This is a genomic window from Microbacterium sp. Root322, assembly GCF_001425645.1.
GTDB lineage: Bacteria > Actinomycetota > Actinomycetes > Actinomycetales > Microbacteriaceae > Microbacterium > Microbacterium maritypicum.
Genome location: NZ_LMCS01000002.1, coordinates 1,547,399 through 1,565,858, shown reverse-complemented (window position 1 = coordinate 1,565,858; position 18,460 = coordinate 1,547,399). Strand labels below are relative to the sequence as shown.

Below are 18,460 nucleotides of genomic sequence, written 5' to 3'. Positions count from 1 at the left end.
AACCCCCCGGAAGGGATTGGTCTTTGATCCAAAGGAATTCTCAACTAGCCGAAGCTAGACGAGGATAATTTGGCATTTGACAAGTGCACGCTGTTGAGTTCTCAAGGATCGGATGCTCCCACGACCCAGCCATCACAGCCAGGCCCGAAGGGCAACTTCTCTATCTTACCGATCTCGTTTCCGTTGTCAAGTCCGAGTTTTTCTCGGCCTGACCGTGGGAACGGATCAGCACCTTCATCCTGTTCACTCAGTGAGTGTCTGGGATTCGGGAGGTGTTAGCTGCTTGACGGGAGCCGGTCCGAGGACCTCCGCTCAACCGTTTGGGGCGAACAAGTAATAAGTTACGCGGATCCCGGGCATCGGGCAAATCTAGGCCGACCGCCGGGCGTGTCGCGCTCCTGCAGCCGCATATCCGCGCGACTCTCCTACCCCTGTCGTGCCTCACTCCGTGGTCACGGGTGTGGTCGTAACGTCGATGTTGCCGAAGGGGAACGGGCTGAAGACCGTCCAGGAGCCGGAGGTGAGCCCCTCCATAGGGATCATGAAGAACCAGACGCGTGAGACGACGATCGCGACAATCACGAGGGCCCCGACTCCGATCGCTGCCCGGTTCAGAACCTTGAGGGCACCGTGTTCGTCGCTCGCCTTCATCACGCGGCCGAGAGCGATCAGCACGATCGCAGCAATACCGACGTAGACCAGCGGGCTGGGACCGAGGGTCAGCTGGACGCACAGAGGAGCCTCGTCCACCGGCTGCCCCGACGCATCGATGAATCCGCCGCTGCCATCGATGCCACCAGGGCAGGTGGCTCTACTCGCGACCATGAGGGCGGGGTACACCAGTGCGGCGATCACGGCGAGGATCAGAAGGCGACGGATCCTCGCGATGACCTGCACTCCGGGGAGTCCAGCGACAGCAGTGGTCTCCGACGGGGTGTGCGGAAGCGACAAGGCGATCTCCTCTGTAGGGGTCGTCTTCATGATGGCTCAGTGCTCGGCGTGGGGGAAGAGGTGAAGCGGGGCCCAGAACTGGAGTCCTCCGTGTTCCTGGCCGCGATCTGGAGCAACACCACTCCGCCCACGGGTCTCCGGAATATCGGTAGTGTTCGGCGAGAGCCCGAGTAGAAGGACGGCAAAGATGCCCGAAGCACCTCAAGGTTGGTACGCCGATCCCGAGCACCCCGCCCAGCAGCAGCGCTGGTGGGATGGCACCCAGTGGACGATTCACACCGCGCCTGTGGGCCAGGCGCCGGCAGCGACCGCCGCGGTGGCTCCCTCCCAGACGAAGTCTTCGCGGTTGAAGATGATCCTCATCGTGGGAGCAGTAGTTCTGGCAATCCTGCTGCTCACCCGCAGCCTCGGCATCATCATGATGTTCGCCGGCCTGACCCTCTTCTTCGTCGCGATCTACGCGATCGTCCGCGGGTCGGCGAAGCTCTTTCGCGTACGCTCGCGCGGTGCTGCATGGGCTGCCCTGGGGCTCGCCTTCGTGCTGATGTTCGTGGGGACCGGTGCGAACGCCGCTCTCGGCGGCCCGGGTTCGGACTCGACGAGCTCAGGCTCATCCTCGTCCGACGCCAAGCCGTTCGCGTCCACCCAGACCGAGAAGCCGACCCCCTCTCCGAAGCCCACCACCTTCGAAGAAGTAGAAGAGTCGACGGTCGTTCCGTTCGAGCGCACGACAGCTGACGATCCGCAACTCGATGTCGGGCAGACCGCCATCACGACGGCGGGCGTCGACGGAACCAAGGTCACCACCTACCGCGTGACCTACGTCGACGGAGTAGAAGTGTCGCGCGAGGTCGTCGGCGAGATCGTTACCGTCGTTCCAGTGAACGAAGTCACGTCGAACGGGACGCGACAGCCTCCTCCCGCGCCCGTGCCTTTGGTGCAGCCCGCGGCTGAGTGCCACTCGAGCTATTCGGGAGTCTGTGTGCCCATCGCGTCGGATGTCGACTGCGCGGGTGGCAGCGGTAACGGGCCGGCGTATGTTCGCGGACCACTGCAGGTGGTCGGGCCGGATGTGTACGACCTCGACCGCGACGGTGACGGGATCGCCTGCGACTGAAACGGCTCCGCCCTACGCTGGAGCGTCTGCCTCATTGTCAGCGACATGAGTGAACGAAGAACCGCCAGCTGGCTTTCACCCGCCCTCGTTGAGGCCTCTGCGTATCTTCACGTCTGAGAGCCCGTGCCCCTTGCGGCGCCCGCCCGGGAACGTGAGGTTGGCGAAGGGAATCGGGGCGTCCGGATCGATGAGGCGCTCGCTCACGCGGGGAGGGACTTGGGAGGCGAATCGCGCGACCATCGCCGCCTCAGCCTCACGCGGATCCGCAACTGAGCCGCAGTGCACCCACAACTTCGCGGGGTCGAGCATCTGTATCGGCCGCCCGCCAGCATGAGGCGCTCGAGCGCCGATCCTCGTTCGGTAGAACTGCCGAACGCGCATGCGCACACTCGTTCTCGCGAGTCCGATGTATGCCACGGTCTCTCCTTTGGCCCACATTGCACTGAGTCTGAGCTTCAGCATGGTGACCGTCGCGGGATGACCGTCAACAGTGGCTTCCGGGCGTAGACGGAGGAGCTCCTCAATGGCGCCGGGATTCAAGGGCACGGCAGAAAGACCTGTGTTCGACTCGGCATCCTCAGCCGTCGACACGATGTACACGCCCGGCTCCGCCTCGTTCGGGGGCTCTCCCCAACGCACGACGCTTCGGTTCACGACGCCCACGTGGGCGAAGAGTTCATTGACCGTCGTCATGAGCCTCTCCGGGCTTCCACTTCTCGACCTCGGGCGACCCCGCGGGCCAATACGTCAGCTCGAACGCCGAATCGCTCGCCTCACCGGTGTTGTAGTCAAAACCCCCGGCGTAGGAGGCGATCCAGCCGGCCGGTTCCTTCTGCGGGATCGCGGTGATCGCGTAGTCCTCACCGTAATCCCGCACAAAAGTCTCATAGGTCGACGGTGACTCCGCGAGGGCGATCTCTCGCTCCATCACGACCTCCGCCAGGAACAGAGCGGACCCTTCGGTGCGGGCGATGTCATGGAGGATCGACTTGATCTGGTCTTTGTAGGCGTCGGACGCAGTGTCGAGTGCAGCCGAGTAGATCCAGTACTGGTTGAGAGCTGCGGGGCTCCGCCCGGCGTCGACCGCGACCGTCTCGTATTGCGGGCCGTTGTAGACATACTTCTCTTCGGGCTCCGCGGACGGTTCGGGGCTGGGCTCAGTGGAAGCAGCCGTCGGCATCGTCGCGGGCTTCACCGAGTGATCATCGCCGCCAGTGATCAGACTCATGATGAGGATGACGACGAAGCAGATGACGACGACTCCGCCGGCAATTCCGATCACGAGCCACGGAGGTTTCGGCTTCACCTGGCGGAAGGTCAGCTGGGTGCGGAACATCGGGAGCTCCAGCTGTGAGACGCATTTCCAGCCCTGCTGCTCCCACTTCGCAATCGACCGCGCTTCGGCCCCGCGCACGGTCGTCACCGTCTTGGTCACGTAGTGGACTTCTTTGTCGACCATGAGACTCGATCTCTTCTTTGTGTGGGGAACGGTGGACCGCTCCCCACAGCGGGGTGCGACTACTGAGCGGTATTCACAACGGCGCGGGTTGCCTCGACCTGTGCGCGAACCGTCTCAACGGCCGCGAGGATCGACGGGCCATCCTGCGTCGAGATCGCCTCAACCAGAACGTCCTGGGCACCGTCCAGTGCGACAAGAGATGCCGGCCAGGTGGTGGACACGTTCTCGGGAACATCAAGCGCTTCGAGCTGCCCCTGGTTGAACGCGAGTTCGCCAGAGTTGCTCAACAGGCGCCAAAAGCCATCCTCGTTAACCGTCGTGACGATGTCATCGAGGTCTTTGAGCATGTCGTCGAGATGGGAGCCTGCCTGCGCACGGAATGCGACGGCATCAACGGCCTCGACCACGGGGGCGGCCGGTGGCGTGGGTGAAGATGCCGGTTCCGGCGCAGCCGTCGGCGTCGCCGTGACCGGGGCGACGCTCGCCTCTGCAGCGGGTTCAGAACGGCCGCCGGCTCCGATGGCCGCGCCGACCGATCCGACAACGATCACGCCAGCTGCGATCGCCCCGCCGATGATCCACTTCTTCTTCGCTCCGGAAACACCTGTCCCGGCGGTAGAAGCAGGTGCGGCGGCCGGGGCCGAAGGAGGAAACGGAGCAGCGGGCGCAGGAGGAGGCGAGAGCACAGGCGCTGGGGCCGTCATCACCTCCGGGGCCGCGGCGGGCGCTGTGTTCTGCGTCCACTGTGCCCCATCCCAATAGCGGACCTGATTCGGGTCTTCGGGGCTCGGGTACCAACCGGCGGGGGCGTTGCTCACACTGACTCCGTACTACTGAGGAGCCCAGTTAGGCTCGATCTGACCATAGCGAACCACGAGAAACGATCTGCGGCGGATTTATCACAATCGAATGACGAACTCGATGCCGCCAGAACCTGGATAGACCGTCCCCGAGATGGGACCCTCTCCTCCCACGGCTCCGCCCTACGCTGGAGCGTCTGCCTCATTCTCGAGGCGCCTTCCCCTGGAGCTCCATGTCTGCAACGACGGTCGATGATCGTGCCCGCTACTGGGCGAACCCCTCTGTACTGACGGCGCCGAAGAATCCGCGGATGCTGACCCGCGAGGTGCTGGCAGGTCTCGTCGTCGGACTCGCGCTCATCCCCGAGGCGATCGCGTTCTCGGTGATCGCGGGCGTCGACCCCAAGGTGGGGCTGTTCTCGTCGTTCATCATGGCGGTGTCGATCGCGTTCCTCGGCGGGCGGCCGGCGATGGTGACCGGTCGCCTCGTCGCCAGCCTCCGTGCCAGAGTCTTGCCTTCCGAAGGCACCTCAGTCTGAAAATGCGTCCGAGAAGTAGCCGAGACTCGGGTCATCGAGCGTGCCTATGACGAGACCCCGATCAAGGAATCGATTGAACTCCTCGCAGCTGGTTTCAGGAAGCAACCCGCAGGCATGGCACGCTGCAAGGTTGCACGAGTCCGGGCCTTGGCCCTTATCACCGGAGTCCATGCATACTGGATCGGTCGAGCACCAGCGTGCGTCGGCCAGCGCCGAGGCAAAAACCTGCCGCAGATTGTCCGGACGAGCCATGCGAACAAGTCCGCCCATCGTCCCCTCCGAGTCACCCGCCGCGGTGTAGATCAACGCCCCGGTCATGCTCCGGTCAGCAGAGTCCGAAACGTAGAGGCGTTCTCGAAGCGAAGCCGAGCTGTAGCCGCAGGCAAAAATGAGTTCGTTGATCAAGAGATGTGACAGCGTATGCAGCAGCACGAATCTTGGGCTGATGGTCCGCCCCTGTAGCCCGCGCTGACTTGTCACGGATCCGTAGTGATCGGTGATCCGCTGCGCCCGGGCCTGGACCTCCGCGCGTCCTTCCCAGGCCGCCAGCCGAGCCTCATCGAGCTCGAAGTAGATTCCTTCACCCTTCACGACATAGGCCGGCAGCCAGTCTTGCGCAGGAGTCAAGCTGGCGCGCCTGAGCATCGCCTTCCCCTCCGTCAACTTCAACTCCCCGTCGCGGACTCGAGTGAACCCACGCAACGCACGAGTCTCCCGGAGCACATCGACTGACCTCACGCGCGAGAGGTAATCTGACAGATCGGCGTGAAGACCAGGGTCGGACGCGGCAAGGTAATCGTCCTTCGGGGTCTCGCGGATCTTTATGTACTCCGGGTGTCGCCATACGTCGTCACTTGTCAGGCTCTCTGCGTCGACCGGAATCTCCGCAGGCTCCTCACCGTTGTTAGCCCCGATACCGAACTGATCTTGGTAAGCCGCCAGTAGCTCGTCGTCCGAAATGGGAGTGAAGAGCTCAGGCGGAACGTTTCGCTCCAGCAGTTTCCTTAGCCGCCCGCCCGAGACTTCATCAAGGTCAAGCTGATACACGTTATTGAAAGTCGTGCTAACGGCTGGGTGCCGGAGCAGCTGGTGGACTTCTTCGCTTACCGCTCCCTCGCGTCGGGGGAGATAGATCGACGACTCCACCTTCGGGAAGTAGACATTCCCGGCAGCACGCAGAGCACCACGAACCGGTTGATCACAGACACCTTCCAGCTGCGCCAGCCAGGGCCTAGCACCACCGCATAGATAGGGCTGATCAGGCGAAACGAGCTGATCACTGAGATTTGTGTGCTCATCACCGTTCTTGTCGAAGCGAGCTTCAGTGACCCCGCGAAGCGAGCGCTCCCGCTTGCAGGTGTCACACGTTACGACCTGCCCTTCGAGCCCACCCCCTCCGCGCGACACGAGGCGCAACGTGCCCGCGCACGATGGTTTAGCTGACCTATGTACCCACTCGTCAAACGGAAAGTCATCCAGGTGCCCGCGTGTGCAGATGGCAACGAACGGCACCTGCGACATCTTCGGCCTGTACTTTTTTCCGGCATGCTCCTTGTCCTGGCACTCGACAAGCGTCTTCATCGTGAGCTTACTGAGCTCCAGGCGCTTGCAATATATGCAGAACGACCAGCGCGGAAAACGCAGTACAGGCACGGTGAGTCGGACGTTCCGTGAGTCGCTACCGTGGGCTGACGGCCGGTAATCGGGCGGTAGCCGGAACTCGGAGACCTTTAATCGGGATTCGAGCCGCCAGTCATGCTCCTGGTATTCCTCCATCGCGAGAGCGCTTTGGTCGACTACTTCGTACCAATGGTCAAGACCAGCGGTAATCACCGAAGTCCCGTTCACTAGCACGCTCATCGCACCCACTCCGAACGGCGTCACCAATTGCGCGCGGCGCATTGCTCCAGAACTCATGTCGGCTCCTCTGAGGCGGTGTCCTCGAAGAGGTACGCCTGACTGATCTCGAGACGGCACTCAGCGTCGACATTCCTCATGCTCGTCGGCACGTCCCATATTGTTGCGCGTCTGTCAAGATCGGGGAGGGTTCCGGCGAATCGCATGAGACCTTGCAGGGGATCGCCGAAGGGAGCCGGGTTTGCATCCCATTCAGTGCGTTCCCAGCCTCGCCACTGTCGGCCTCGATCCCGTGCGAAGCGATCGAGCACGGACACCTCATCGGGCTCCACGATCTCTGCTCGCTCCCGCAGCAGACGAATTGCCTCGTCGTACGCTGCCGACGGGAACGGGTCGGGCCCCAGAGTCTCCGGCGAGGTTTGCCGCACATAGGCGACAGCCGCCGCGTGAAGTGCCCTGCGAAGAACTGGCATGGCAAAGGGCGTGACGGACGTTGGCTCCACCTGTGCGTAGAGCTGCTGATGGTAGGTCCGAAAACGCTCATAATGGCTACGGTCTCGCGGCTTAGCGGCCCCATAGATCGTGATAACCAGTCCGGGACTGATCTCCGGCTTTCGGCCTACTCGACCACTCACTTGGATGTACTGCGCCGTAGTTTTCGGCTGACCGACGATCGTCATCAGCGCGAGTCGATCGATGTCTACACCTACCTCGATGATGTTCGACGCGAGACAGATGTCAAACGCCTCTTGACGGTCCTTTCCAACGGCATACCTCATCTGAAGTTGCTCGATCGCCTTTGGAATCTCGTCAGAGCGACGCCGCGACGTGAGCTCCATCGTCCTATGCGGCCAGCGAGGCTCGATGCCATCACGTCGCCGGAGTCCCGTGAGGTAATCCGGGATGTCGGACTGGACCAGGGAGACAGTGTTGCCGAGCTCCCGAAGAGAGTTGAGGAAGTTGAGGTTTGTCCAATACCCGTCCCGATCCGCCTCGGGGATATCGGTCGCAGCCTGGAGCGTTGCGGCCGCGACACGGACCTGAACAGTCTGAGTGGACCCGAGGGAGGCGCTCATTACGCCGATGTAGCGGCGCCCTGGCTCAGGGGTGCCGTCGGCAGAAGTCGCGGGCTCCGCAAAGAACGAACGCCCCTCTTCGAGACCGTGCGGGGGGAAGAGCGCGACTCTCTCCCGGCCAAACAGCCCCCTGATTTGGTCCTCATACCGCCTGACAGTGGCGGTAGAGGCGATAATTTTAGGGGGCACAGAACGTGCACCGCGACGATCAGTGCACAGTTCGTCAATCACTGGCTCGTACAGGCCGACCATTGAGCCAAGCGGGCCGGAGATCAGATGCAACTCGTCCTGGATGATCAGGCTAGGAGGGGATACCTCTCGCGCGCCACTAGCAGCGAGCCCGAAGAGATTCCGCGCTCGGGGTCGCCACGCCATCATCGCGAATTTGTCTACAGTCCCAATGACAATCGAAGGTCGAACCTCGTAGATATCCTCATCGACCACATGGACAGGCAGGCCGCTGCGGCGCGAGTATTTGCACTGCCCATCGATACAGCGAAGTACGACCTTGCCTGCGGCTTCCTCGTATCCGATCGGCTCCTGCCCGCCCCCTTTCTTCGGCTGAGGACCCATCTGCGCCCCGCACCACGGACACCGCAGTAGGAGGAATAGGTTCTGTTCGTGAGGTTTCCGACGGAGTGCCCGCAGGTTCTTGAGCGCCGCATCCCACGTGTTCGGTGTTGAGCTGCTCCCCAACCAAATGCCGATCCCAAACGGCCCTCCACCGAGGGCGCCCGCGTTCTGCTCCCTAATATCCTCTAGGGCACAGACCAGCGAAGCCGCTCGGAGGAACTGCTGCGCCGTGAGTAGACGCAGGGTATAACGCATCAGGGTGTCCGTCCCCGCGTCGTCAGAATTGCGAAGGCGCCTGGAAAGCAGGCTAACCGCGGCAGCTCCGAGGTATGCCTCGGTCTTGCCACCACCCGTTGGGAAGAAAATCAAATCGACGTCGCTTCGTTCATGGCGGCCCGGCTCGACTAATTCCGGCAGCACGGCAAGCAGAAACGCGATCTGAAACGGACGCCAGTATCCGCGACCGTTCGGGACGTCAGCTGCTGGATGCGCTCCCTCAACCCGCCAGCGACCGTCACTACCTTGCTTGGCTTCGCGCAGATCGAATCCGGATCGTACCTGCTGGAGGAGCATAGCCTCATTTGCCCAACGGAACGCTTGGGCTGCTTGCCTATTCGTCACGACGAGGTGCCAGCCAGTCCGCATTCTCGTCAACGTGGCCCGAGCTCGCAGCATGTGCTGACTCGCAGCGCGCTGGTAGCGCGGAAGTAGTTCTGGGATCTCAGCTTCTCGCAGCTCGATCCACCTCTCGTACTGACTCAGGACAAGCTCGACTTGAGCGGCACCGTCCTCGCGGCCGTGGGCCAGGGCATCCATGCTGACGGTGACTAGCTTCCGCCTGCCTTCGGCATCGACAAGTAGATTCCCGTCGTCGTCCGAAAGGTACACGTTCGGTGAGAGACTCACGACCTCATAGGTCGGGAGAGCCGTGGCCTGCACGAATGACACGAGCCCATCCGCATCCACCGTCCCCCACTCGGCAGCACAACCATGCCCGATGGCGTAGGTACGCTGCTTCCGATAAAGAAGATCAAGTGAGTGGTCTTCCTCATCTCGGTCAGGGAGCTCGACCTCGGGATAAGGGACGATTGCAGCGCCGCCAACCGTTGACACCTTGAAATCGACCTGAAAGAGAGCAGCCGAGGGGCCGGAGCCAGGAGCGTCGTTGACGACTGCGACGGTAACAATCCTGAGAGCAGAATCGTCATCCCGAGGCACCGGACGGCTGAAGACTCGGAGCGCCAGCGGGATCGGTCCTGGGCCGTCCAGAAGCGTGACATCGACAACCCTTAGCCGATTCGTCTCCTGCAGAAGAGTTCGACCCGAGATCGTGCCAACGGCCCTGAAGGGACGCCTTACCCACCACTCAACCGGCTTCGCAACACCCGGGATGTGCACGGTCAGCTTTTCGTACCTCGCGGCAGCGACCTCGACGTTGAGAGTCCCCGACTCGGTCAGGCGAGACTCAAACGAGATTGCCATCGCGGATGGCTTGAAGGAATTGGCATCCGTGAGGTCAAAGTCATCCGAGTCAGCGACATCGTGACGAACGTGACCCTGAATCTCGACAGGGGGCCCGACAAGGTCGTCCTCGGAGACTGCGAGACCGGTGACACCATCAAGGTCTTCATAATTGTGTTCTTCGGTCCGCTCGACCGGCGAGCCACCAACGGTAGCCCCGGCGAACAGAACTCCGACGCCGTAACGCTTGAGCGGATTACCGCTCGTGAGAATCTCCTCACCGGTTTCGGTGTCGTGAAACTGCCCTCTTGAGGCCTCCGTTGTTCCGAAGTGCACAACGCCTGCATGAATCTTGAGCGGCTGCCCGCGTGCCGGATCACCCGCGACTGGTCCAAACAGTTCTTGCCGCAGTGCCGCTTCAACCGTCTCGCGGGCTTCGATTCCACTCATGGTTCACCTTTAATCCGTCGCCTCAATGTATTCGTTTCCACCAGGGACGTAAGCCGATCCGTCGCGCGTGTCAGCCCTACGTAAACCAGCGCGTCGAAGTTCGACCCTCCTGCGTCGTCGAGGTCCGTGACGATCACGGCTGGCGCATCCAACCCCTTGAATGAGTGAATTGTTGAGTAGCGAAGCCGTCCCTTGGTCGGCTTAGACCCATCGAAAGGAGTCAGCACTTGGCGCAGCCATGCGTCAGATGTGCTCGCCGCAACAGAGCCTTCACCGAGAGGGCTGAGTACAACGATTTCGGTGAGGTCGAAGCCCTCGTCGCGCAGGTCACTCACTGATTTCCGCAACAAGGCGGTTTGGTCCTCACCCCGGGTGTACTTGATGATCGTTGGATCAATACCGTCGTCGGTTCGACGGAACTCTCGGAACCCTGGCGCGAGATTGGCGAGGATGTTCACTTGATATCCAATGCGGGGGAGATTCCGGCAGTTGTCGGATAGGCGGAACGAGGCCATGTGCGGCGACCGCGCGCGAAGCACGTCGCGGGAGCGCTCTCTGCCATAGACCATCTGGCGCTCAAAGTCACCGAACATAAGCACGCGGCCGTCGCGGAGACCCCCTTTGACGAGCAGATCGAGCAGATCGAGATACTTGTCAGTCGCGATGTCCTGCACCTCATCAAGGATCAGAAAGTCAAGGACCTCGCCTTCGCTTCGTTCTGCAAGACCTTCGAGCGCTTGCTCTGGCAGCGCTCGTTCCCAGAAGTCCCCGTCGGCACCGGCCGGTGGATTACTCAGACCTGCGAGCCGCAGCATCTCTTGGTGCATAGTGCCCACGCGAAGGCCCGGGACATCTGCGAGCTTTTCTCGCAGACTGCGCCCAAGGAAGCGGTTGAAGCACAAGAACCGTCCAGTTCTGCCCTGAGCGACCTCTCGCTGGGCAGACTCAGCGGCAAGGAAAGTCTTGCCTGTGCCAGCCGGCCCCGTGAACAACACGCCCGTATTGTCCGCGGCCGAGTCAAGCGCGCGGTACTGCTCTTCGACGAACCGCGCGAGCTGGCCCTCTCGAGCCTGTCGCCGGTCTCCAGCAGTGATAACCACTTCGAATCGGGGGCGGAGTGTACTCACGATCCGCCCGGCGATGCCTTGGTTCGGACCTCGCCCACCGAAACCGAAGTACTTGATCTTCGACGCTAGATGCTCCGCACCTTCCGCCATAACTCGCTGAATCGCGGTGGCCGCGGTCGGAACATCGTTCGAGTCGAGAACTTGCCACGAGTGCCACTCCGGGGAATCGGGGAGCGTTGCCCTGGCTCGCACTCCGGTGAACCAAACCGCGTGTAAGACCGGGACGTCTCGCAGCTCGACCCTTTTGCTCAAGAGGTAGTCACGGATGCTGTGCATCGCCTCCCGCGCCTGTTGAAAGGGGCCCCGAACTATCGGGGGGTCTTGCCCGAGCCGCCACGTGCCGTCCGAGCCGCGTGCGACCGTCAGGTGCGACTTCACCTCGATCACCAACAAACCCGCGAGGGGCACGACGACGACGAAGTCGGCCTCGCCCTCGACCTGGCGCTCATGCTGAGCGATCCCAAGGGAGTGCAGCACGACCCAGTCATCGGTCTCCGGGGCATCCCGGAGCGCAGCGAAGACCGCCTTCTCACCTGGAGGCGCAGAATTAGCGCAGTAGGCCGGAATCATTCGAGCCATCGAGCACCCTCATCCGCGAACGGCACCCGAGCATCGTACCGCCTAACGAGCTCCGTGAACGGGGCGATAGCGAGAACTCGAGTGACGAACATACCTCGGAGGCCTGGCTCAGCAATGTCTAGACTCAGGTGCCCAACTCGCTCGAGTTCGTGAAGATCGGCGGCATCCGCTGCCGACTCCAGTCGGTCTCGCAGCTCCCGCGTGGCCAGGTGCACCTCGTGCCTCAATAGAGTGGCGTGTCCGAAGTACGGTTGCACCGATAGCCCCAGCCATTCGAGGAGTCGCTCGAAGTCCCCATCACTCTGCGGACGCATCACATGAGCCGATGCCCACGCCCGGACCTGACCGGCCGCGCGAACACCGAGCGCGCGTAGTGCGCGTTCCGACTCTCCTACCCCCCTCATCGCGAGCTTCTCTATCAGTGCTGCCTTCCAAGATGCTTGGGAAGCCTCGATCGCGGATGCACGCGCCCCGATTCTCGCAAACGCTCTCGCTTGGAGCGACTCACGCTCGGCCTCACCTTCTCGGAGAAGCAAGTGGGTTCCTGGAGCAACCGCCGACACGTTGGAATAGCCGACTCGCTCACCTGGGGGCTGTGTCGGATCCAAGGCACGAATGCGCTCTCCATCGTCATCGAGCCAGATCGCGCGGCTTCCCGAGAGGAGGATCTTCCGTGCCTCGACCTCGTCCTTATCCGGCGCACGGTCCTCGCTTGGCCGCCTACCCCAAAAAGGCTGGGGAAGAAGGCGCTCCTCCGGGATCGGATTCTGCTCCGTCAACGTTTGCTCTGGCGCCATAGCGGGACGGTCACCAACCTCAATAACCCGCGCCGCAACGCAGATTCCGCCTTCGGCGTAGTCCGCAATTGCCGACGTCGGAACGGTCCGATCCCCGAACCAAGCGGGAACTATGAACGTCACCTCCGGCGTGCGTGGTGCAGTTACCGCCGTTGGCTTGAAGAACCGGGGCGGTCCAACGAAATAGGCAATTTCCTCGGGCACGTCCGCACGCTCGAGATCGCCGAGTGTCAAAACTCGTCCCCCGAGCGGGCCGAGCCACCGGTCTAACCCCTGTCGAGATCGAGTACTCGCAACCACGACAACAGCCGAATCCGATCCAACTTCAGCTAGGGACTCCGCCAAGACACCACCTACGAGTGGGTCGCGGGTGCTCAGGGCAGCCGCGGCATCGGAGACCTCCCGTAGTAGATCCTCTTCGTCGACTGCACCCAGCAGCCGAAGGGCCTGGCGGCCCACTTCACCCGCGGCGACCTGAAGCTGAGTGTTGTATTCGTTCGGCATCGGGTCGGTGATGATTCGCCAGCGCAGTACCTTCGCGGCGCCAGCGAGGTCGTCCCAAATCCCCGGCCCGTCTCGCTGTATTAGTCGGACCAGAGCGCGGGTAGCGGAATCGAATCTCGCTCCAATGTCATCACGCACAGCAATCATCTCGACGCCGTGTCGCGCCAGCGAAGCGGAGGCCGCGTATCGCTGGTCCAGATTGACGACCCGAGATATCACAGCGCGACCGTGAATCCGAGCGCTTCGATGCCTACGGGCGGGGTCCATCCAAGCTGCGCCGACAACGTAATCGGCTCGCCTCGCGAGTTCCTAATCTGAATAACGTGCTCCACTGCGCTCTCGTCAGCGATTGATCGATCGATGACGCACAGGACGATCGGCGACAGGATGTCATTGAGATAACGGATCGCTCCCTGTCCGTCGAGGATCGTGAGAGCAACGTCAGATGGCAGAGGCAGCCTGTCAGCCAAGCCCGATGACGAGTAGATGCGCGAAAACCACGTCGCCGAGTTCTCGGTCCTCGGCAGAAGCAACGTCGCTAGCGCATCGCCGTCGGAGTCATGGCCGCGGGTCAGAACCGCCTCGAGGTCATCAGCGATCCAGCTCTTCGTGCCTACGATCGCGAGGTCGGCCGCGGGGGCGACGAGACGCCGCGCCCAGTCCCGTTCGATACCGCTCATTCGACCGATGCTTCCGATGTGGGGGCGAGGCATCTTCTCTGCTGGGTCGACTTCCGCCACCGCCGCAACCGCCTCCAGCCGATCAACAGCCCAATGACCCACCAAGGCAGCTCTGGCCTGCGCTCGACTTTCATCAAGCTCCTGAAATGGTCCTGAGATTACGTGCGTCGCATTCACCGCGCGGTAGTGCGCTTGATGCATCGCTCCTTTAAGCACGGTCAGCGGATCAGTCGTCATTTGAACCGGTGATCGTCCCAGGGTCCACCCCGCGCCGACGAGTGTTGCCGCGTATTCACGGCTCGGGACGGAGATAGCAACGATCAGTTGCCGGCCGCTGAACGCATCGGCCTTCCGCGCAAGCCTTGCTCCAAGCGCGAGAATCGGGCCGATCCAAGTTGATCGGATCGGGGTGGATTCAGGGTTGTCAGCGAGACTGAGGACGACGTTCGGCCCAGGGCGTCTCACCATTTCGCTCACTTTTTACCCTCGACCACGGGAATGACCTCCGACATTCGATGGGCAGTGATGTGCCCAAGGCTGCTATACCGCTGACACCTGGCCGCCATTCGAGGCGGCGGTCAAGGCGACGGATGTCGCCGCAGCAAGAGATCGCGCCACGGGGGGCGGCACCGCATTTGACACCTGCTCGACCTGCCTTGAGAGTGTCCCCTCGAGGATGAAGCTCGTCGGGAAGCCTTGAAGAAGCATCGCCTCATAGATGCTGAGCCGCCGAGTTCCCTCGGGATGAACATGAATCTCGCGATGCCCGTAGGCCACAGTCGGGCTGGGCTTGTCCCATGCCAACCTTCGAAAGCTCCTCGTCGGTGCGGGCCCATCCACTTCGCCTTTGAAACGCCTAGATCGTGGAGTCATCGTCCAGTGGTTCGGATGAGTCGGGATTTCTTCGGCTGTGAGCCCCCGGGAAAAGAAGGCCGGCTGCGGGAGCTGGCCGATTGCACCGCGGACGGTCAGATCCACTTCATCACGAGGGATAGTGATTGGCGCGAACGATCGAGCAGCGTCGTCGCTCTTGAAACCGGAGATGATCACGCGCTTGCGCGTCTGTGGTACGCCATAGTCGAGGGCGGTGTGCTCAGCTACGCCCGCAGTAAGTCGTAGCTCCTCGAACCGGGCGAGGATCCCGCCGAAAGTCATGGAGTGCTTGGCATCGCGGATACCCATGACATTCTCGAAGAGGACAAACTGCACGTTGTAGCGCACTTGCAGCGCCTCCACGATTTCGAGGTAATAGGCCGGCATCTGATTGCGGGGATCGTCAGCGCGGGAGTTCGGGTTCGCGCGCGAAAACCCCTGACATGGGGGACCCCCGATGATCCCGATCGCCTCACCATCCGTGAGCGCGTTCGCGATCTCATCCAGGACGGCGAGCTTTCCGGAAGTTTCGTTCCGAACTGTGATGTCGGCAGCGATCGATGTTGTTGAAGGGAAGTTGCGTTTGTGTGTCTGGATCGCCGCGGCCATCTGATCGACCGCGAACGCGATCTCGTATCCCTCTTGGCTGAAGCCGAGATCGAGGCCACCAGCACCCGAAAAGAGACTTACGATCCGGGGCAAAACCATCGGTGCTCCTTCCGCTACGCAGGCACCCCACCGCGCCCTTCAGAGCAAGCGTAGCGGCACCGGCGGTGAGACCTAAGTAGTGTCCGCGCCTCACCCACGCCGCAACGCGTGCACCGGCTGGCTGTAGCTTGAAGTGACGTTGTCGCAAGAATCTCGATTGATTCGGATCTTGCCGGAGTCCCCGATGTGAAATGGAACTGCCCCAAGTCGCTTCACACTACGGGTGGCCGTTATCTCCCTCGCTGATGCCGCTCCTGCATCTTGTGCTCGCCTGGGGTCAACGAGACACAGCACTTACGGTGCCTGGTAGCGTCCATCCCATGCCGTCGCCGCAGACTCTCGCCGCCCTCCGCGCCTTCGTCGCCGAACGGGACTGGGACCAGTTCCACTCCCCCGAGAATCTCGCAAAGAGCATCTCGATTGAATCAGGCGAGCTCCTCGAGTGCTTCCAGTGGTCCGCTGACTTCGACCAAGAACAGGTCGAAGCGGAGCTCGCAGATGTCGTCACCTACTGCATCCACCTCGCGAACAAGATGGGCGTTGACCTCGACGAAATCGTCATGAAGAAGTTGGAGTCGACGAAGGCGAAGTACCCGGTGGAGCTGGCCAAAGGACGCATGACCAAGTACACCAAGCTTCCCGAGGCGCCGGAGTGACAGATTTCAGCATCCAGCGCCTTCCTTTCCGGCGAGACGCTGTTGATACGTGGGCGCGTGACGACGCCCGGCACACCAACTGGCCGGTTGTCTATGTGATCGAAGGTGACGCTCAGCGCAGTTCACCCGGGCTCTACGTAGGCGAGACGGTCAGTGCCGCTACTCGGATGCGTCAGCACCTCGCCGGTTCGAAGCAGAACGAGTCCCTCGAATCGATCCGCGTCGTCGTGGATCACACGTTCAATAAGTCCGTCTGTCTCGACCTTGAATCGCATCTCATCCGTTGGTTCTCAGGCGACGGCCGATACCGCATCCTCAACGGGAACGACGGTCTGACAGACGCGCAGTACTACGACCGCGACCTCTACCGTGAGTCTTTCCGCGACGTGTTCGAGGCGCTGCGAGCAGAGGGGCTCTTCTCGCGCAGCATCCCGCAGATCGAGAATTCCGACCTGTTCAAACTCTCGCCGTTCAAAGCTCTGACAGATGATCAGGGCATCGCGATCATGGACATCTTGGAGGGACTGCTCGAAGACCTTCAGAACCCGGGCGCTCGATCAACGCTCGTTGTCCAGGGCAACCCGGGAACAGGGAAGACGATCATCGCGATCTTCCTGATGAAGCTGCTCGCCGACATCCGCGACTACCAAGACCATGACGGCGTCGAGCCTGACTCCATGTTCTCGGAGTTCTTCGTCCCCGAGAATCGCGAGCTACTTAAGGCGCTTCGTATGGCGCTCGTGATTCCGCAGCAGTCCTTGCGGGAGTCAGTCAAGAAGGTCTTCAAGAAGACGCCCAAGCTTGATGCTGCGATGGTGGTGTCGCCATTCCAGCTCGGAGAATCGAACGAGGCCTACGACCTCGTCCTCGTCGACGAGACTCACCGTCTTGGGCAGCGAGCCAATCAGGCATCGGGCGTGCAGAACAAGAAGTTCCGAGAGATCAACGAGGAGCTGTTCGGAAGCGACGATCCTCTATACACCCAGCTCGACTGGATCAAGGCTCGGAGCAAGCATCAGCTCCTGCTCGTCGATGGTGAGCAGAGCGTGCGGCCTCATGATCTCTCTCCAGCTGCGCTCAACGCCGAAATCAGTGGGGCCAAGGATGCACATCGCTTCTTCCGCCTGACGACTCAGATGCGCGTGCAGGCTGGCGCAGACTATGTCGAGTTCGTCCGCGCGCTACTGAGGGATGAAGCTCCTTCGCTCCCCGACCTCGGTGAGTATGAGCTCCGTCTCTTCGACGACCTCGGAGAGATGCGAGATGCCATCCGGCAGAAGGATGCCGAGGTCGGTCTGTGCCGCCTCGTCGCAGGCTACGCGTGGGACTGGGTTTCGAGGACGAACTCGGACGCATTCGACATCGAGCTGGACGGTGAGCATCTGCGGTGGAACGGCACGGACAAGGACTGGATCAACTCGAAGGGGTCGCTAGAAGAAGTCGGCTCGATCCACACCGTTCAGGGGCACGACCTGAACTATGCCGGCGTCATCATCGGACCGGACCTCCGCCTCGACTCGGCAACCGGGCGAATCGTCGCTGATCGCGAGAGCTATCGCGACAAGAAGGGCAAGGAGAACACCGGGCACTTGAAGGATGCCTTCGGGGACGATGACCTGCTGACGTTCATCCGGAACATCTATGGGGTGCTGTTGACTCGAGGCATGCGCGGAACGTACGTCTATGTGTGTGACAATGTGCTGCGCGAGCACCTACGCAAAGCCCTCTAACTCCGTCTCGACCATGGGGCGGCGGCGTCTTCAGATCCCGCGCCAAACTGCCGAAGCTGAGCCTCGACGATCTGCGCTGCTTTTCGATCGGCACCCCGCGTGCTCGCCGTCGCTTCGATTTTCGACTTTTCCCATTCGTGCTTAAGCATGATCTGAAAGTGGCGCACGACAGCCTCTCGATTCTGCGGCGAGCGCTTCGCGATGAATGCGTCGATCAGGGATACCGCTTCGAGATCCTTGGAGGGATTGAGATGCAAGACGATAGAGTCGCGGATGCACTGCTGCGACGTGCGATCACGGTCGCTCAGAAGCCGAGGAACCAGTATCCGCAGCGAGTCGCGCCAGACCTGGCGTTGCTCGATCACTGACTTCTGGAATATGTTGCGCGATGTGGAAGACATCGTGACGGCCGCCGTGATCAAGGCCGAGACAATGCCGCCAACGAGAGCGGCTGCGCCGACGGTCACCCAGTAGTCAAACATCTCATCCCCTTGCGTCACAGGTCAGGTACGGTGCTTCTCAG

The 18,460-nt window shown here is 61.8% G+C and carries 14 protein-coding genes and 1 pseudogene; 4 read left to right on the top strand and 11 right to left on the bottom strand.

Translation table 11 applies throughout. The features are described 5' to 3' along the window. Positions 1–441: 441 nt before the first annotated feature. Positions 442–981: a hypothetical protein gene (locus tag ASC55_RS12395; protein ID WP_235563369.1), complete on the bottom strand. Its 540-nt coding sequence runs from the start codon at positions 979–981 to the stop codon at positions 442–444. A gap of 157 nt (positions 982–1,138) precedes the next feature. Between ASC55_RS12395 and ASC55_RS12390 the strand changes: the two genes are divergently transcribed. Then, entirely contained in the window at positions 1,139–2,068 is a 930-nt protein-coding gene (locus tag ASC55_RS12390; RefSeq protein WP_082524331.1) for a G5 domain-containing protein, read from the top strand. A 75-nt stretch (positions 2,069–2,143) separates the two neighbouring features. Here the strand turns inward: ASC55_RS12390 and ASC55_RS12385 are convergent, their stop codons facing one another. From ASC55_RS12385 to ASC55_RS17360, 3 genes are read right to left on the bottom strand one after another with little or no spacing between them, the layout of a single operon-like run. Then, positions 2,144–2,761, bottom strand: coding sequence for a hypothetical protein (locus ASC55_RS12385; protein WP_055875915.1), 618 nt, complete (start codon positions 2,759–2,761; stop codon positions 2,144–2,146). Beyond that, positions 2,745–3,527, bottom strand: coding sequence for a hypothetical protein (locus ASC55_RS12380; RefSeq protein ID WP_055875911.1), 783 nt, complete (start codon positions 3,525–3,527; stop codon positions 2,745–2,747). The genes ASC55_RS12385 and ASC55_RS12380 overlap by 17 nt, the downstream gene beginning before the upstream one ends. Positions 3,528–3,586: 59 nt before the next feature. Beyond that, entirely contained in the window at positions 3,587–4,345 is a 759-nt protein-coding gene (locus tag ASC55_RS17360; protein WP_082524330.1) for a DUF2510 domain-containing protein, read from the bottom strand. Between the two features lie 215 nt (positions 4,346–4,560). Between ASC55_RS17360 and ASC55_RS12370 the strand changes: the two are divergent. Continuing rightward, a pseudogene (locus ASC55_RS12370) lies at positions 4,561–4,806 on the top strand (SulP family inorganic anion transporter); the annotation flags it as partial. A gap of 51 nt (positions 4,807–4,857) precedes the next feature. On the opposite strand, the gene drmB reads toward ASC55_RS12370, so the two are convergent. The 6 genes from drmB to ASC55_RS12345 form a co-directional block, all read right to left on the bottom strand. Continuing rightward, positions 4,858–6,783, bottom strand: a complete 1,926-nt coding sequence (gene drmB, locus ASC55_RS12365; protein ID WP_055875901.1) for a DUF1998 domain-containing protein — start codon at positions 6,781–6,783, stop codon at positions 4,858–4,860. Next, the gene (locus ASC55_RS12360; RefSeq protein WP_055875897.1) at positions 6,780–10,283 is read right to left on the bottom strand and encodes a helicase-related protein; all 3,504 of its coding nucleotides are present in this window, start codon (positions 10,281–10,283) and stop codon (positions 6,780–6,782) included. The genes drmB and ASC55_RS12360 overlap by 4 nt, the downstream gene beginning before the upstream one ends. Then, positions 10,280–11,989 (bottom strand): nuclease-related domain-containing DEAD/DEAH box helicase, encoded by a 1,710-nt coding sequence (locus ASC55_RS12355; protein WP_235563368.1) that lies wholly within the window; start codon positions 11,987–11,989, stop codon positions 10,280–10,282. The genes ASC55_RS12360 and ASC55_RS12355 overlap by 4 nt, the downstream gene beginning before the upstream one ends. Beyond that, the gene (locus ASC55_RS17355; protein WP_235563367.1) at positions 11,977–13,290 is read right to left on the bottom strand and encodes a hypothetical protein; all 1,314 of its coding nucleotides are present in this window, start codon (positions 13,288–13,290) and stop codon (positions 11,977–11,979) included. The genes ASC55_RS12355 and ASC55_RS17355 overlap by 13 nt, the downstream gene beginning before the upstream one ends. Positions 13,291–13,505: 215 nt before the next feature. Continuing rightward, positions 13,506–14,447, bottom strand: a complete 942-nt coding sequence (locus ASC55_RS17730) for a hypothetical protein (protein WP_235563366.1) — start codon at positions 14,445–14,447, stop codon at positions 13,506–13,508. Positions 14,448–14,510: 63 nt separating this feature from the next. After that, entirely contained in the window at positions 14,511–15,551 is a 1,041-nt protein-coding gene (locus ASC55_RS12345; protein WP_055875888.1) for a DNA cytosine methyltransferase, read from the bottom strand. A gap of 320 nt (positions 15,552–15,871) precedes the next feature. On the opposite strand from ASC55_RS12345, the gene ASC55_RS12340 reads away from it, so the two are divergent. Both ASC55_RS12340 and ASC55_RS12335 read left to right on the top strand, forming a co-directional pair. Next, positions 15,872–16,207 carry a nucleotide pyrophosphohydrolase gene (locus tag ASC55_RS12340; protein ID WP_055875884.1) on the top strand — a complete coding sequence of 112 codons (336 nt, stop codon included), beginning with the start codon at positions 15,872–15,874 and terminating at the stop codon, positions 16,205–16,207. Next, positions 16,204–17,937, top strand: a complete 1,734-nt coding sequence (locus tag ASC55_RS12335; protein ID WP_055875881.1) for a DUF2075 domain-containing protein — start codon at positions 16,204–16,206, stop codon at positions 17,935–17,937. The genes ASC55_RS12340 and ASC55_RS12335 overlap by 4 nt, the downstream gene beginning before the upstream one ends. Here ASC55_RS12335 and ASC55_RS12330 read toward each other — a convergent pair. Then, complete coding sequence (locus tag ASC55_RS12330; RefSeq protein WP_055875878.1) at positions 17,934–18,419, bottom strand: hypothetical protein; 486 nt, start codon at positions 18,417–18,419, stop codon at positions 17,934–17,936. The two genes, ASC55_RS12335 and ASC55_RS12330, sit on opposite strands and share 4 nt — an antisense overlap. Positions 18,420–18,460 lie beyond the last annotated feature (41 nt).